General features: G+C 64.8%; 16 protein-coding genes. 4 read left to right on the top strand and 12 right to left on the bottom strand.

The features are described from left to right. Nucleotides 1-14 precede the first annotated feature (14 nt). The 5 genes from prmB to uvrC form a co-directional block, all read right to left on the bottom strand. Nucleotides 15-974 carry a 50S ribosomal protein L3 N(5)-glutamine methyltransferase gene (gene prmB / locus AABA84_RS02375; RefSeq protein WP_212248420.1) on the bottom strand — a complete coding sequence of 320 codons (960 nt, stop codon included), beginning with the start codon at nt 972-974 and terminating at the stop codon, nt 15-17. After that, complete coding sequence (locus tag AABA84_RS02370) at nt 974-1,456, bottom strand: molybdenum cofactor biosynthesis protein MoaE (protein ID WP_338311216.1); 483 nt, start codon at nt 1,454-1,456, stop codon at nt 974-976. Before AABA84_RS02370 ends, prmB begins: the two co-directional genes overlap by 1 nt. 3 nt (nt 1,457-1,459) lie before the next feature. Further along, entirely contained in the window at nt 1,460-1,711 is a 252-nt protein-coding gene (gene moaD / locus AABA84_RS02365; RefSeq protein ID WP_338311214.1) for a molybdopterin converting factor subunit 1, read from the bottom strand. Continuing rightward, nucleotides 1,708-2,325: a CDP-diacylglycerol--glycerol-3-phosphate 3-phosphatidyltransferase gene (gene pgsA / locus AABA84_RS02360; RefSeq protein WP_212248418.1), complete on the bottom strand. Its 618-nt coding sequence runs from the start codon at nt 2,323-2,325 to the stop codon at nt 1,708-1,710. The genes moaD and pgsA overlap by 4 nt, the downstream gene beginning before the upstream one ends. 95 nt (nt 2,326-2,420) lie before the next feature. After that, the gene (gene uvrC / locus AABA84_RS02355; RefSeq protein ID WP_212248417.1) at nt 2,421-4,475 is read right to left on the bottom strand and encodes an excinuclease ABC subunit UvrC; all 2,055 of its coding nucleotides are present in this window, start codon (nt 4,473-4,475) and stop codon (nt 2,421-2,423) included. 251 nt (nt 4,476-4,726) lie between these two features. Here uvrC and AABA84_RS02350 point away from each other — a divergent pair, with 251 nt between their 5' ends. Next, the gene (locus AABA84_RS02350; RefSeq protein WP_212248416.1) at nt 4,727-5,350 is read left to right on the top strand and encodes an outer membrane protein; all 624 of its coding nucleotides are present in this window, start codon (nt 4,727-4,729) and stop codon (nt 5,348-5,350) included. Between the two features lie 114 nt (nt 5,351-5,464). Here AABA84_RS02350 and AABA84_RS02345 read toward each other — a convergent pair whose 3' ends face one another. From AABA84_RS02345 to AABA84_RS02330, 4 genes are all read right to left on the bottom strand, one after another. Beyond that, the gene (locus tag AABA84_RS02345) at nt 5,465-5,680 is read right to left on the bottom strand and encodes a cold-shock protein (protein ID WP_008544396.1); all 216 of its coding nucleotides are present in this window, start codon (nt 5,678-5,680) and stop codon (nt 5,465-5,467) included. Between the two features lie 268 nt (nt 5,681-5,948). Continuing rightward, nucleotides 5,949-6,809, bottom strand: coding sequence for a 23S rRNA (adenine(2030)-N(6))-methyltransferase RlmJ (locus AABA84_RS02340; RefSeq protein WP_338311213.1), 861 nt, complete (start codon nt 6,807-6,809; stop codon nt 5,949-5,951). 192 nt (nt 6,810-7,001) lie between these two features. Next, nucleotides 7,002-7,694: a ribonuclease T2 gene (locus AABA84_RS02335; protein WP_338311212.1), complete on the bottom strand. Its 693-nt coding sequence runs from the start codon at nt 7,692-7,694 to the stop codon at nt 7,002-7,004. A 131-nt stretch (nt 7,695-7,825) separates the two neighbouring features. Next, a complete protein-coding gene (locus AABA84_RS02330) occupies nt 7,826-8,236 on the bottom strand; it encodes a hypothetical protein (protein WP_246550281.1) in 411 nt (136 codons plus the stop codon). Between the two features lie 236 nt (nt 8,237-8,472). On the opposite strand from AABA84_RS02330, the gene AABA84_RS02325 reads away from it, so the two are divergent. Both AABA84_RS02325 and AABA84_RS02320 read left to right on the top strand, forming a co-directional pair. Further along, nucleotides 8,473-8,772 (top strand): hypothetical protein, encoded by a 300-nt coding sequence (locus tag AABA84_RS02325; protein ID WP_038947472.1) that lies wholly within the window; start codon nt 8,473-8,475, stop codon nt 8,770-8,772. Nucleotides 8,773-8,814: 42 nt separating this feature from the next. Next, nucleotides 8,815-9,345: a DUF3617 domain-containing protein gene (locus tag AABA84_RS02320; protein ID WP_212248412.1), complete on the top strand. Its 531-nt coding sequence runs from the start codon at nt 8,815-8,817 to the stop codon at nt 9,343-9,345. A gap of 108 nt (nt 9,346-9,453) precedes the next feature. Here AABA84_RS02320 and AABA84_RS02315 read toward each other — a convergent pair whose 3' ends face one another. Genes AABA84_RS02315 through AABA84_RS02305 form a run of 3 tightly spaced genes read right to left on the bottom strand, consistent with a single transcriptional unit; the run spans nt 9,454 to nt 12,131 of the window. Continuing rightward, nucleotides 9,454-10,842 carry an ATP-binding protein gene (locus AABA84_RS02315; protein WP_338309626.1) on the bottom strand — a complete coding sequence of 463 codons (1,389 nt, stop codon included), beginning with the start codon at nt 10,840-10,842 and terminating at the stop codon, nt 9,454-9,456. A gap of 18 nt (nt 10,843-10,860) precedes the next feature. Further along, complete coding sequence (locus tag AABA84_RS02310) at nt 10,861-11,592, bottom strand: response regulator (protein WP_094973056.1); 732 nt, start codon at nt 11,590-11,592, stop codon at nt 10,861-10,863. Continuing rightward, nucleotides 11,589-12,131, bottom strand: a complete 543-nt coding sequence (locus AABA84_RS02305; protein WP_246550251.1) for a MarR family winged helix-turn-helix transcriptional regulator — start codon at nt 12,129-12,131, stop codon at nt 11,589-11,591. Before AABA84_RS02305 ends, AABA84_RS02310 begins: the two co-directional genes overlap by 4 nt. A gap of 338 nt (nt 12,132-12,469) precedes the next feature. On the opposite strand from AABA84_RS02305, the gene AABA84_RS02300 reads away from it, so the two are divergent. Then, the gene (locus AABA84_RS02300) at nt 12,470-13,552 is read left to right on the top strand and encodes a branched-chain amino acid aminotransferase (protein ID WP_212248410.1); all 1,083 of its coding nucleotides are present in this window, start codon (nt 12,470-12,472) and stop codon (nt 13,550-13,552) included. The last annotated feature ends 105 nt before the right edge of the window (nt 13,553-13,657 follow it).

The following is a 13,657-nucleotide window of genomic DNA, read 5'->3' as shown; positions in this document are numbered from 1 at the left end:
TCCGCCGCGTCGAATCAGCCGAGATCGGCGGCTGCGATCCAGAACACCTCGCCCTCCGAGTCCTCGGTGTCGAGCCAGAGCAGCGGCAGTTCCGGAAAGGCCTCGTCGACCAGGTCGCGGCCGCGGCCGATCTCGCAGATTAGTCCGCCGTCCGGGGTGAGGTGATCGGGCGCCTCGCGCAGGATCCGGCGCACCACGTCGAGACCGTCCCTGCCGCCATCGAAGGCGAGCTTCGGCTCGGCCCGGCATTCGGGCGGCAGCGTCGCCATGCCTTCGGCATCGACGTAGGGCGGATTGGTGATAATCAGGTCGTAGCGCGCATCGCCGAGCGGGGCGAACAGGTCGCCGCGATACAGGCTGATCCGGTCCTCGAGGCCGTATTCGCCGACATTTCGCGTGGCGACCTCGATCGCGCCCTTGGAGACATCGACGGCATCGACGGTGGCGTTCGGGAAATGATGCGCCGCGAGGATGGCGAGGCATCCCGATCCCGTGCAGAGATCGAGCACGCGCTCGACGCCCGTAGGCTCGTCGATCAGCGATCCGGCCTCGCCATCGCCGCCGAAATGCGACTCCAGCAGCTCTCCGATGAAGGAGCGCGGAACGATGACGCGCTCATCGACATAGAAGGGCAAGCCGAGCATGTAGATCTTGTTGACGAGATAGGCGGCCGGTTTGCGCGTGGTGACACGTCGATGGATGAGATCGAGGATGGTCTTGCCTTCCGCCGCCGTGACCCGTGCGTTGGCAAAGATCTCGAACTGCTCGGGATTGAGATGCAGCGCTTCGCTCACCAGGAAGGCTGCTTCGACAACCGGATCGGTCGTACCGTGCGCAAAGGCGAGCTCGGCTTCGACAAAGCGGCTCACCCCATAGCGGACGAAATCGACCAGCGTGAGAAGTTCACCCGGGCCGACTTTGGCGAGCTTGGGCGCGGCGCGGCCGCGGACGGTCTTTTTGGATGCTTTTGCCATCAGGATCGGGTCCAGCGCGCGGCGGCCTCGTCGTCGCGAGCCTGAGCCTCGACCCAGCCGGTGCCGGCTTCGCTCTCTTCCTTCTTCCAGAACGGGGCGCTGGTCTTGAGGTAGTCCATCAGGAACTCGGCCGCATGGAATGCGGCCTGGCGGTGCTGCGAGGCGGTCAACACCAGCACGATGTTCTGTCCGGGCATGAAGCGGCCGACGCGGTGAATCACGGTGACGCCGTTCAGCGGCCAGCGCGAGGTCGCCTCGTCGGTATGACGCCTGATCTCTTCCTCAGCCATGCCGGGATAGTGTTCGAGCGTCAGCGCGGCGATCTTCGCGCTGTCCTCGTCACCGCGGCAGATGCCGGAGAAGGTGACGACCGCGCCGATGTCGGTGCGGCCCGCCGTCAAAGCCGCGATCTCGCGCGCGATGTCGAAATCGTCCGCCTGGATGCGGATGGTGACGGGGCAGCTGGCGACAGGGGAAGTCATGGTCTAGCCGCCGGTCATCGGCGGGAAGAACGCGATCTCGCGGGCGCCCGCGATTGCGGCATCCGATTTGACATGGGCATGGTCGATCGCGGTGCGGATCACCTTCGGCTTATCGAACGCGTAGGCGTAGGCCTCGCCTTGGCCGGACAGCCACGCGATCAACTCCTCGACGGTCCGCACGGTCGCCGGCGGCTCGATGGTCTCTTCGGCCTTGCCGATGCGTTCGCGCACCCAGGCGAAATACTTCACCTTCATCCCTCGTCCTCCTTGATGAGGTGATGGATGCCGGCGCGGAAATAGTCATAGCCGGTGTAGATGGTCAGGATCGCCGAGGCCCATAGCAGCGCGAGGCCAATCATCGAGACGACGGGCACCACCTCGTCGCCGGCCGGGCCAGCGAGCAGAAAGCCGATGGCGACGAGCTGGACCGTGGTCTTCCACTTCGCGAGCTTGGTCACGGGAACGCTGACGCGGAGCGCGGCGAGATATTCGCGCAGGCCCGAGACCAGGATCTCGCGGCACAGGATCACGATGGCGGCCCATAGCGACCAGCCGTGGATGATGCCGTCCGCGGCCAGCATCAGCAGGCACGAGGCGACCAGCAGCTTGTCGGCGATCGGATCGAGCATCCGGCCGAACGCCGATTGCTGATTCCAGATCCGCGCATAGTAGCCGTCAAGGTAATCGGTCACCGCGGCGCCGATGAAGATGGCCACCGCCACCCAGCGTAGCCAGAGCGGCTGATCCAGAATGGACTGCGCATAGATGCATCCGACGACGACCGGGATCGCGGCGATCCGGCCATAGGTCAGGAGGTTCGGGAGGGACATCGCGCGGCTGGTCGTCCCTCGTGTCGTGGCGATGTTCATCCGTCCTACCAATACCGCTGTGGCCTGAAGGTCAACCGTTCCGCTCCCAGATGGGTGCGGGATGCGACGACCATATGACCACAGCCCCCTTTAGTTCATCCCGGCTGAGGATGGAAATACTCGAAAATCTTGCGAGCGCTCTCGGCGCTCACCCCCGGAACCTTGCCGAGATCGGCGATCGAGGCGCGTTCGATCTCCTTCAGGGTCCCGAAATGATGCAGCAAGGCACGTTTGCGTGACGGGCCGATGCCCGGAATCTCCTGCAAGCCGGCCTCGCGGATGTCCTTCTTGCGCAGCTTGCGGTGCGAGCCGATGACGAAGCGGTGGGCCTCGTCGCGCAGGCGCTGGATGAAATAGAGCACGGGGTCGCGCGGCTCCAGCTTGATCGCCTCGCGCTCCGGCATGAACAGGGTCTCGCGGCCGGCATCCCGGTCCGGTCCCTTGGCGACCGACATCAGCGACACCTGGGTCAGGCCGAGATTGGCAAAGATCTCGCGCACGGCGTTGAGCTGGCCGCGGCCGCCGTCGATGATGACGAGATCGGGCCATTGCGGGAAATCGTCGTCCTTCGCTTTGCTCGCACCCTCCTCGGGCGGATTGATCAGGCGCTTGAAGCGCCGCTCCAGCACCTCGCGCATCATGGCGAAGTCGTCGCCCGGCGTGATCCCTTCCGACTTGATGTTGAACTTGCGGTACTGGTTCTTCACGAAACCATCAGGGCCGGCGACGATCATGGCGCCGACCGCATTGGTGCCCTGGATGTGGCTGTTGTCGTAGACCTCGATGCGCTTGGGCGAATGGGGCAGGCTCAGCGTCGTGGCGATGGCGTCGAGCAGGCGGCTTTGCGTGGCGGTGTCCGCGAGCTTGCGGCCGAGCGCCTCGCGCGCATTGGTCAGCGCGTGGGCGACGAGTTCCTTCTTCTCGCCGCGCTTGGGCGCGGCGACCTCGACCTTGTGGCCGGCCTTGATCGACAGCGCATTGGCGAGCAGCTCGCTCTCCTCGATCTCGTGCGAGAGCAGGATGTTCCTCGGCGGCGGCTTGTCGTCGTAGAACTGGGCGAGGAAGGAGCCGAGCACCTCTTCCGGGGTGTACGTTTTTTCCGCGCGCGGAAAATAGGCGCGGTTGCCCCAGTTCTGGCCGGTGCGGAAGAAGAACACCTCGACGCAGGAGAAGCCGCCCTCCTGATGGATGGCGAACACGTCGGCTTCCTCGACCGTGCGCGGGTTGATGCCCTGCTGCGACTGGATCGCCGACAGCGCGGCGAGGCGGTCGCGGTAGAGCGCGGCGCGCTCGAACTCGAGCTCGCCGGAGGCCTTCTCCATCTCACCGGCAAGCTCCTGCTTCACAGCATGGCTCTTGCCGGACAGGAAGTCGCTCGCCTCGCGCACCAGGGTCGTATAGCCGGGAAAGTCGATCTCGCGGGTGCAGGGGCCGGCGCAGCGGCGGATCTGGTAGAGCAGGCAGGGCCTGGTGCGGCTCTCGAAGAAGGAATCGGTGCAGGAGCGGATCAGGAAGGCGCGCTGCAGCGCCGTGATGGTGCGGTTGACGGCGCCGGCGGAGGCGAACGGACCGAAATAGCGCCCGGGCCGGCTCTGCGCGCCGCGATGTTTCAGGATCTGCGGCGCCCAATGGTCGCCGGTGATCAGGATATAGGGAAACGATTTGTCGTCGCGCAGCTGCACGTTGAAGCGCGGCCGAAGCTGCTTGATGAGGTTGGCTTCCAGCAGCAGCGCCTCGGTCTCGGTGTTGGTCGAGACGATTTCCACGGTCACCGTGGCTGCGATCATGCGCAGGATGCGGGCCGGCTGCGGCGCATTCTGGCGCGCATAGTTGGAGAGGCGCTTTTTGACGTTCTTGGCCTTGCCGACATAGAGCACGTCGGCATTCGCATTGAGCATGCGGTAGACGCCGGGCGAGGTGGGGGCGAGGCGGACCGCGCGTTCGATCGCCTCGTGACCGGTTGCCAGCGGTCCTTCGCCGACGGCGCCGCTCTCTTCCAGGATATCGGGCAGCCGCGCATCGTCCTCGTCATCGCCGCCGCTGGTGGCGGGATCGAGGTCCGGAGGCGTCTCGGCTGGGACGTCCGGTGCGGTGCCTCGCACGGGCTTGCGCGCGCGCTCGTCCGGATTGTCGGTGGAATCGTGAACCATGGAGCGAATTTAGGCGCTGGGGGTGCCGATTTGAAGTTCCGGCCGTGCGGCACGCACAGGATGGCGGCGCAGTTCCCGGTAACGCTTGCTTAAGCCTGTTAACAGCGCGGTAACCCGGCTTAACAGCCCTTTAACTTAAAACTCTCGATAAATCTTACGCGAAAAGGTCGTGGTTCCCTAACCATGCGGGTTGCCTCGCGCGGCGGCGTCAGGCGCCGCAGCCGGTGACGGCAGTTGCGTTGGAGTGTGTGATGAAGAGGCTCGTTGTGGGCGCGGCCGCGTTGGTGGCAGCCGGCTGGACAGCTTCGGCGGAGGCCGCCGATCTCAATTACGGTCAGCGTGCGCCCTATACCGTCAACCAGCCGCTCAACGCCTATAGCTGGGCCGGCCCCTATCTCGGCGGCAACATCGGCTATGAATGGGGCTCGGTCGACAACAATCCCTCAAAGCCGTCGGGCTTCGTCGGCGGCGTGCAGGCCGGTTACAACTTCCAGAATGGCCCGTTTGTGTTCGGCGTCGAGGGCGACATCCAGGCCGCCGGTGCCGACGACACCTTCGCACCGTGGAAATTCTCCAATCCGTGGTTCGGCACCCTGCGCGGCCGCGCCGGCTATGCCTTCAGTAACATCCTGTTCTACGGCACCGCAGGCCTTGCCTTCGGCGAGCTGCGCGCACAGACGTTCGGCTGGACGGAATCGCACACCACCGCTGGCTGGACCATCGGTGCCGGCGCAGAGGTCGGCTTCGCGCCGAATTGGAGCGCGAAGCTCGAATATCTCTACATCGATCTGTCGTCGAGCCAGTTCGCAATTACGGGCGTGTCAAACGGCTATAGCGCCAGCGTTGTGCGCGCAGGCGTGAACTATCACTTCTGATAGCTGAAGAAGAAAATACCGGACTACAACCTCCCGGCCGCTCGCGGCCGGGATTTTTTTTGCGCCAAGTATCTTTGCGCCAAGTATTGCGCCGAATGTTGTGCGTCAGGCCCGCTAGGAGAGGATGACCAGATTGACCGCCTTCGGTCCCTTCCCCTTCTTGTCAGGTTCGACTTCGAAAGTAATACGCTGTCCTTCCGCAAGGTCCTTCAGTCCGGCCCGCTCCACAGCAGTAATATGCACGAAGACGTCGCGGCCTCCGTCGTCAGGCTTGATGAAACCGTAGCCGCGTTCGCCGTTGAAAAACTTGACCGTTCCCGTCATGGCCATCGGGAAACTCCCCCTCATTGCTCCTCCGCCGCGACGCAGACTCACGTCACGGCATGACCGGGCGTTACGAAGCCCGGGAGCTGGCCATCCTTGGGCGGACCGCTGGCGGTCCGGCCGGATCTTTCTTAGGCCTTCACTCCGCCGCAACCATTCGCGGAAGCGGAACGTAAAGCCAGTCACGGAAATAGCATAATACGGTTCTCTGCAGATTGACTACCGCTCCTGCATATTTTTCCCAAGAATGCCGGAGTGTTACGGCTTTTTGGCTCTAAGGCTTGGGCACCTCCAATCGGAATCTGGCAGCACCGCCTTGGCCGAGCGGCATTTCCAGCTCGGGCAGGATCGTCTTGAGCTCGCCCTGCAGCGTGTAGGGTGGATTGACGATCAGCAGCCCGGTGGAGGCGAGAGCCCCGCCATCGAGCTGAGGCGCGACGCTGAACTCGAGGCGCAGACAATTTCCCGGCGGTTTTGCTGCAGCTGCGAGCCGCGCCACCGTTTGGGCCAGCGTGTCGGTGGCGCGCCGGTTCTTGGCCGGATACCAGATGACATAGATACCGGTCGGCCATTTCGCGAAGGCTGTGGAGAAGGCCTCGCCCAGCCGTTCGAACTCGTCCTTTGCCTCGAAGGGTGGATCGATCAGCACGAGGCCGCGCCGCTCCTTCGGCGGCACGAAGGCCGGCAGCGCCACCCAGCCGTCGAGGTCGACCACGCGAGCCTGTTCGTCGTGGCGCAGCACGGCGATCAGCGCTTTCCGCGCCTTCGGCTCAAGCTCGCAGGCGACGAGCCGGTCTTGCGGCCGGAGCAGGCCGCGCGCAATCAACGGCGAGCCCGGATAGGCCTTGAGCTCACCCTTCGGATTGAAGGCGCGGACGATGTCGAGATAGGGCTTGGCCAGCGCCGCGCTCTCGTTCGACAGGCGCGCCTGCATCAGCCGCGCGATGCCGGTCAGCCATTCGCCGCCCCGGCGCGCCTCGTCGCTGTCGAGATCGTAGAGGCCGGCGCCGGCATGGGTGTCGATGACGCGGAACGCCCCCGGCTTGTCCTGCAGATAGGTGAGGATGCGCGCCAGCACGATGTGCTTGATGACATCGGCGAAGTTGCCGGCGTGGAAGGCGTGGTGGTAGTTCATGGGAAGAGCACTACGCCACGTGATGGCTTGAAGCAAAGAGGTACAATCACATGTCCCGGACGCGGTGCAGCGTGTAACGCCGCGCCGCTGAGCCGGGACCAGCTTCTTCCTGTGTGATGGGCCCCGGATCAGCAGTGCACTACGCCGCGTTTCGCGGCGCATTGCACTGCATCCGGGGCACGAGACCTCGGCCTATCCGCCCCTGATCGGCGGCATCGTCACCTGCTCGCGGCGGCAGGTGCGGCGTTCGATCTCGTCGCAGGCGCGGAATTGCAGGTCCTTGCTGAGGCAGATGCGAACTTCGGAGAGCCTGGTCCGGTTGCAGGTGACCGAGACGGCGGCATTGCTCAGCCCCGGATTGGCCTTGATGAAGGCTTCCTCCACATCCGCCGGCGCCACGGTCTTGGCCTGCGACAAATCGAGATATTCGGCCGGGATCTTGATCGCAGCGCGCGCCTTGCGGATCGTCTCGAAATAGCTGCGGCCCTCGAGGCCCGAGCAGGTGCCGTGCTTGTCCCATTCGTTGAAGATCAGGCCCGGCGCCGGCATCAGGTCGAGCATCGAGGACACGATGTTGCGATTCAGCCGCGGCGAAGGCCGTTGGCAATATTCCGGGAAGCCATTCTCATATTGCGGCCACAGCCCATGCACCACGAAGGCGTAGGGCCGACCGCTGCACTGGATCTGCGAGCGGCCGCCACGCTCGGCCGCCTCCTCGCAGAACGAGGGCGACCACGACAGCGACAGCACATAGAAGTCGAACTCGCCGGGCGCGTTCTGCCGCTTGTCCTGGGCGTTTGCGCCGCCGGCGAGCAAGGCCAGTCCGGCGGCAAGGGTCAGGGAGATCACGAGACGGGAAAACGAATGCAATCTGGAATGAAACATGGCGACGCCCCTCAACTAGACTGTGCGAGGAAGCCTAGCAGGCGATGGGAACATTTCAAGAACAAAATTCAGGTGGCCGCCGTTCGGCGCCTCGAGCGACGAACCAGGGCTTCCTGATCAGCGCTTCCTGATCAGGGCTTGGCGGCGCGGCAGGCCGGATTATAGGCCCAGTTGCGGTCGAGCCCGACCACGCACCATTCGACGCCGTTGCCATAGCCGGCGAAGCCGCCATCCTCGATGATCGAGAAGTGCACCTTGCGCACCTTGCCGTCATTGAGCATGGCCTCGCCGGTGCAATAGCGGCGCGGAATATTGTCGGACTGCCAGGGCCGGAACGCGGTCTCGCGAACGGCCGAGAAGCCGGTGATCTTCAACGAGGAATTCCAGAACGTGCTTTCCTTCTCCCAGAACTGGGTGGCGATGGTCGGCAGCGCCCGGTCGCAATCGGCAACGGCGCCGTCATAGCGCGGTCCGCTCAGCCAGAAGTTCAGCTCCAGCGGATTGGCGGCCCTGGCCTCGCCGAGCGACATCGCTCCGAACATGAGGCCGAGCACGGCGGCATAGCGGAACGATTTCAGGAAGGGGGCGAGCATGGTCAATCCGGACAGCTGAAGTCTTGCGAAGGTTGGACGGTGCCGCGAAGGCCGGGGGAGGTCAAGTGCAGCGCGGCAACACTTCGCCAGGAGTTGACCACAACATCGTGGTTGGCAGGGCTTCCGTTCTTTTCACTTCCCTCCCGGCACCGTAAACTGGCCGCCAGCCAATTGGAGTGACGGGAATGCGAATCATTGCGGCCGCGGGTCTTCTCGCCAGCCTGGTTGTCTCGGGTATGATGGCGAGCCAGTCGGCGCGCGCCGACTATGTGCCGCCGTTCAAGGGCAACGACACCGGCGGCATCATCGCCTATTCGATGGCCACCCAGGTCGATGCCCGGCAGGCCGCGGTCGATCACTGCGCGCGCTACGGCAAGGTCGTGAAATTCCTGGCGGTGCAGGCCTATGAGGGCGGCTACATCTCGTTCTCGTGCCGCTGGGTGCCTTATGGCGCCGCCGACCAGCCGATCCGCACGCTCTACTGAGGCGCTTTCGTAGCGCCGCATCTCTCAGCCGGGAGCCTCCACATGACGCGCAAACTCGCTTTGCTCGGCTCGACGCTTTGCCTCGTGGTGTCGGCGGGCAGCGCCAGCGCCGACGATCTGCCGGTCCGCAAGGCCGGTCTTTGGGAAATGAAGCTGGTCACGACCGGCTCGCCCATGCCCGAGATGACCATGCAGCACTGCACAGACGAGACCGTCGACAAGGAGATGAACAACAACGTCTCCCCGATGGCGAAGCAGATCTGCGCCAAGCAGGACATCAAGAAGACCGCGACCGGCTATGTCAGCGATTCCGAGTGCAGCGTCGCCGGCGTCAGCACGACCTCGCATGCCGAGATCACGGGCGATTTCAATTCGGCCTACACGGTGAAGACCTCTTCGCACGCACAGGGCGGCGTCGCCGGCGCGGCCGGGCGCGATACCACCATGACGCTGCAAGCCAAATGGCTTGGGGCCTGCAAGCCCGACCAGAAGCCCGGCGACATCGTGATGCCCGGCGGCTTCAAGATGAACGTGCGCGACATGGACAAGCTGAAGGCGCTGCTGCCGAAGTAGGCGGGATCGTAGGTCGTAGCCCGGATGGAGCGCAGCGAAATCCGGGGCTCCGCGCCACGATAGGCTGATCCCGGATTGCGCTGCGCTCCATCCGGGCTACGGCATCGCCTACACCGGTATCCGCACACTCGCCCGCAATCCCCCCATCGGGCTGTCGCCGAGGGTGATGTCGCCGCCATGCGAGCGGGCGATATCGCGGGCGATGGCGAGGCCGAGGCCCGTGCCGCCCTCATCCTGGTTGCGGGCGTTGTCGAGCCGCAGGAACGGCTTGAACACTTCTTCGCGCAAATGCGCGGGAATGCCGGGGCCGTCGTCGTCGATCGTCACGGTCAAATAACGGTGATCGCGCTGGCCGGTGATGGCGATGGCCTTGCCGTAGCGCGCCGCGTTGGTGACGAGGTTGGCGAGACAGCGCTTGAACGAGGCCGGCTTCACCGTCACCACGGGCAGGCCATGGAAGGCAACGGTCGCGGTATGGCCATGGCGCTCGGCGTCGCCGCGCAATTCCTCGAGCGCCTGCGCCATGTCGGTGGGCTGCGACTGCTCACCGGAATCGCCGCGGGCAAACGCGAGGTAATCCTCCAGCATCATCGACATTTCGTCGACGTCCTTGCGCATGCCATCGAGCTCGGGGCTGTCGCCGATCAGCGCCAGCTCGAGCTTGAAGCGGGTCAGGATGGTGCGCAGATCGTGGCTGACGCCGGCGAGCATCGCGGTGCGCTGCTCCATCGTGCGCTCGATGCGCGATTTCATCTCGAGGAAGGCAACCGACGCGCGCCGCACCTCGCGCGCGCCGCGCGGTCTGAAGTTCGGCGCTTCGCGGCCCTTGCCGAAACTCTCGGCGGCGTCGGCAAGGCGCAGGATCGGCTTGATCTGGTTGCGCAGGAACAGCACGGCCACGATCAGCAGGATCGAGGACGTGCCGACCATCCAGAACAGGAATATCTCCGAGTTGGAGGCATAGGCGGCGCTGCGCTGCGCGAACACGCGCATCACGGCATCGTCGAGCTGGATGCGGATCTCGACGAGATTGGAGCGGCCGACCGTGTCGATCCAGAACGCGCGTCCGATCTGGCGGCCGAGCTGTACCGACAGCGTCTGGTCGAGCAGCGAGAAGAACGGTTTTGGTCCCGGCGGCGGCATGTCGCCGGGGGGCAGGAAATCGACGACGAGGCCTAGGCGTTGCTGCGCGATGCGACGAATCTGCTCGCGATCCCGGTCCTGCGGATAGCCCTTGTAGACGTCGATCAGTGCGGCGATGTCCTGCACCACCGCGGCCGAGAGGCGCCGCGTCACCGTGTTCCAGTGCCGCTCCATGAATACGAAGGCGACGACCGATTGCAGCACCACCATCGGCACGATCATGATGAGCAGCGCGCGGGCGTAGAGGCCGGTCGGCATCCAGCCCTTGAACGCATTGCCCATCCAGCCATTGGCGGCGGAGACGCGGCCGGCGGCGCTCTTCAAAAGCGTCAGGCCGGTATCGATCGTGCTCATCGGTCGCGCTTCACTGATTTATGGCGAGGCTACCAGCCGGTAGCCGATACCGCGCACCGCCTGGAGGAACAGCGGATTGGCGGGGTCGGTCTCGATCTTGCGCCTGAGGCGGTTGATCTGCACGTCGACGGCGCGCTCGTTGACGCTGCCATTGCCGGTCAGCGCACTGCGCGGCACGGTCTCGCCCGGCGTCTCCGAGAGGATGCGCAGCATCTCGCGCTCGCGGTCGGTGAGGTGGATGACCTCCTCGCCCTGGCGCAGCTCGCCGCGATCGAGATGGTAGACGTAGGGGCCGAACGCGATCTTCTCCACCGCTGTGGCCTGCGGCGGCGGAGCGGCGCGCTTGAGGATGTTGTTGATGCGCAGCGCCAGCTCGCGCGGCTCGAACGGTTTAGCCACGTAGTCGTCGGCGCCGATCTGCAGGCCCTCGATGCGCGCTTCCGCCTCGTGTCGTGCCGTCAGCATCACGATCGGCACCGAGGAGGATGTCCGGATGAAGCGGGCGAGATCGAAGCCGGTCTCGCCAGGCATCATCACGTCGAGGATCAAGAGGTCGAAATGCAGGCCCAGCAGTTTCGAGCGTGCATCGCCGGCACTCGCGGCGGTGGTGACGCGGTAGCCCTCGGCGGCGAGGAAGCGCGACAGCAGATCGCGGATGCGGCGGTCGTCGTCGACGAGCAGCAGATGCGGGGCGTCGTCGGCCGGGCGAGCCGGCGGGCGGGCGAGCGTGGCAGCGAGCGGCACGGTCACTCCTTGGCGTCGTGGTTGACGGAAGCGAAGATCGTTTCGAGCACCTTGTCCGGATCATCGCGATCGATCATCGCGCGCAGGAAGCGCTTGACCGTCTCGGCATCCTGCGGAGCCATTTCGGCGAGCGCCTTGGTGATCCGCGTGGTCTGCAGCCCGGCGAGCTTCTGCACCAGCGCCTCGCCCTTCGGCGTGGCGTAGAGCAGGCGCTGGCGACGGTCATTGTCGCCGGTCTTCTGCACGATGTAGCCCTCGTCCAGCAACTGCTTGAGCACGCGGCCGAGCGACTGCTTGGTGATGCGCAGGACGTCGAGCAGGTCGGCGACCTTGAGGCCGGGATAGCGGTAGACGAAATGCATGACCCGGTGATGGGCGCGGCCGAAGCCGAAAGCCTCCAGCTCCTGGTCGGGATCGCCGACGAAGTCGCGATAGGCGAAGAACAGTAGCTCGATGATATCCCAGCGCAAATTGCCTCCGTCGTCTGCGGCCGGCCTGGGCTCGGCGGCGTCGTGAGAGGAAGTCGCGAAATTTATGTCAGGCATATTGACGTATCTTGGGTTCAATGTTACAAAACGATTGACCAGCACGAAATTTTAGATCGTTTCGCGCGGGGTGGCATCGAAGCAGGGCGGCTGGAGAGAGCCGGACAGGCGACGACGGCCGGATCAGATCTACCGTGCGATTGTCGAGCGGCGTTTCGACAAAACATACTGGACTTCCGCGTTCCGCAAAAGCATGTCCTGCCGGACATGCTGGCCACGGAAACCGGCCGTAACAAGGCTGGCGGTGGTTCGGCCCAAAACCAATCAAGCCAGCCGGGCCCGAAAAGGGCAGGCCGGCGCCAGAACGGCGTCGCCACCGGCAAGCGGGAGGCAAGGACATGAGCATGAAATTCGACATCCAGCCCGCATCCAATCCGACGCCCGAGAAGGACCGCGTGGCCAAGCTGGTGGACCCCGGCTTCGGACGGGTCTTCACCGATCACATGGCGATCGTGCGCTACAACCAGGCCAAGGGCGGCTGGTACGAGGCACGTGTCGAGGCACGCGCCAACTTCCAGATGGATCCGGCCGGCGCGGTGCTGCACTACGCGCAGGAGATCTTCGAGGGTCTGAAGGCCTACAAGCGCGACGATGGCGGCGTGAACCTGTTCCGTCCCGACGCCAATGCGCGGCGCTTCAAGGACTCCGCCGACCGCATGGCGATGGCGCAGCTGCCCGAGGACGTCTTCATCGAGGCGGTCGAGCAGGTCGTGCGCATCGACCGCGCCTGGATGCCGGGCGGCGAGGGCAGTCTCTACCTGCGGCCCTTCATGATCGCGAGCGAGACCTTCCTCGGCGTCAAGCCGTCGTCCGAATATATCTTCGCCGTCATCGCTTCGCCGGTCGGCTCCTACTTCAAGGGCGGTCCCGCGCCGGTGTCGATCTGGGTGTCCGAAAACTACACGCGCGCCGCTGTCGGCGGCACCGGGGCGGTCAAGTGCGGCGGCAATTATGCCGCGAGCCTGCGCGCCCAGGCCGAAGCGATCCAGCATGGCTGCGATCAGGTCGTCTTCCTCGACGCGGTCGAGCGCCGCTACATCGAGGAGCTCGGCGGCATGAACGTGTTCTTCGTGTTCGACGACGGCTCGCTCTCGACGCCGCCGCTCGGCACCATCCTGCCCGGCATCACCCGCGATTCCATCATCGCGCTCGCGAAGGATGCCGGCAAAACCGTGCGCGAGGAGCCGTATTCGCTCGACCAGTGGCGCAAGGATGCCGCCAGCGGCAAGCTGAAGGAAGCGTTTGCCTGCGGCACCGCCGCCGTCATCTCGCCGATCGGCAAGGTGCGCTCGGTGAGCGGCGATTTCGAGATCAGCGGCGGAGCCGCCGGTCCCGTCGCCATGGGCCTGCGCAAGCAGCTCGTCGACATCCAGTACGGCCGCACCAACGATCCGCACAACTGGATCCGCAAGGTGTTTTAAGATGCGGCGATGCGCGTTTCCCCTCTCGTGAGGAGAGGGGAAACGCGCATCGTTTGTGGTTTTTCGTGCACTGAACGTGCCGTTGCCGACATGCGACAAAGTCTG

The sequence above is a fragment of the Bradyrhizobium sp. TM239 genome, assembly GCF_036247985.1.
Taxonomy (GTDB): Bacteria; Pseudomonadota; Alphaproteobacteria; order Rhizobiales; family Xanthobacteraceae; genus Bradyrhizobium; species Bradyrhizobium ottawaense.
Note: the sequence above shows the minus strand (reverse complement) of the source record. Positions and strands in the feature narration are given on the sequence as shown.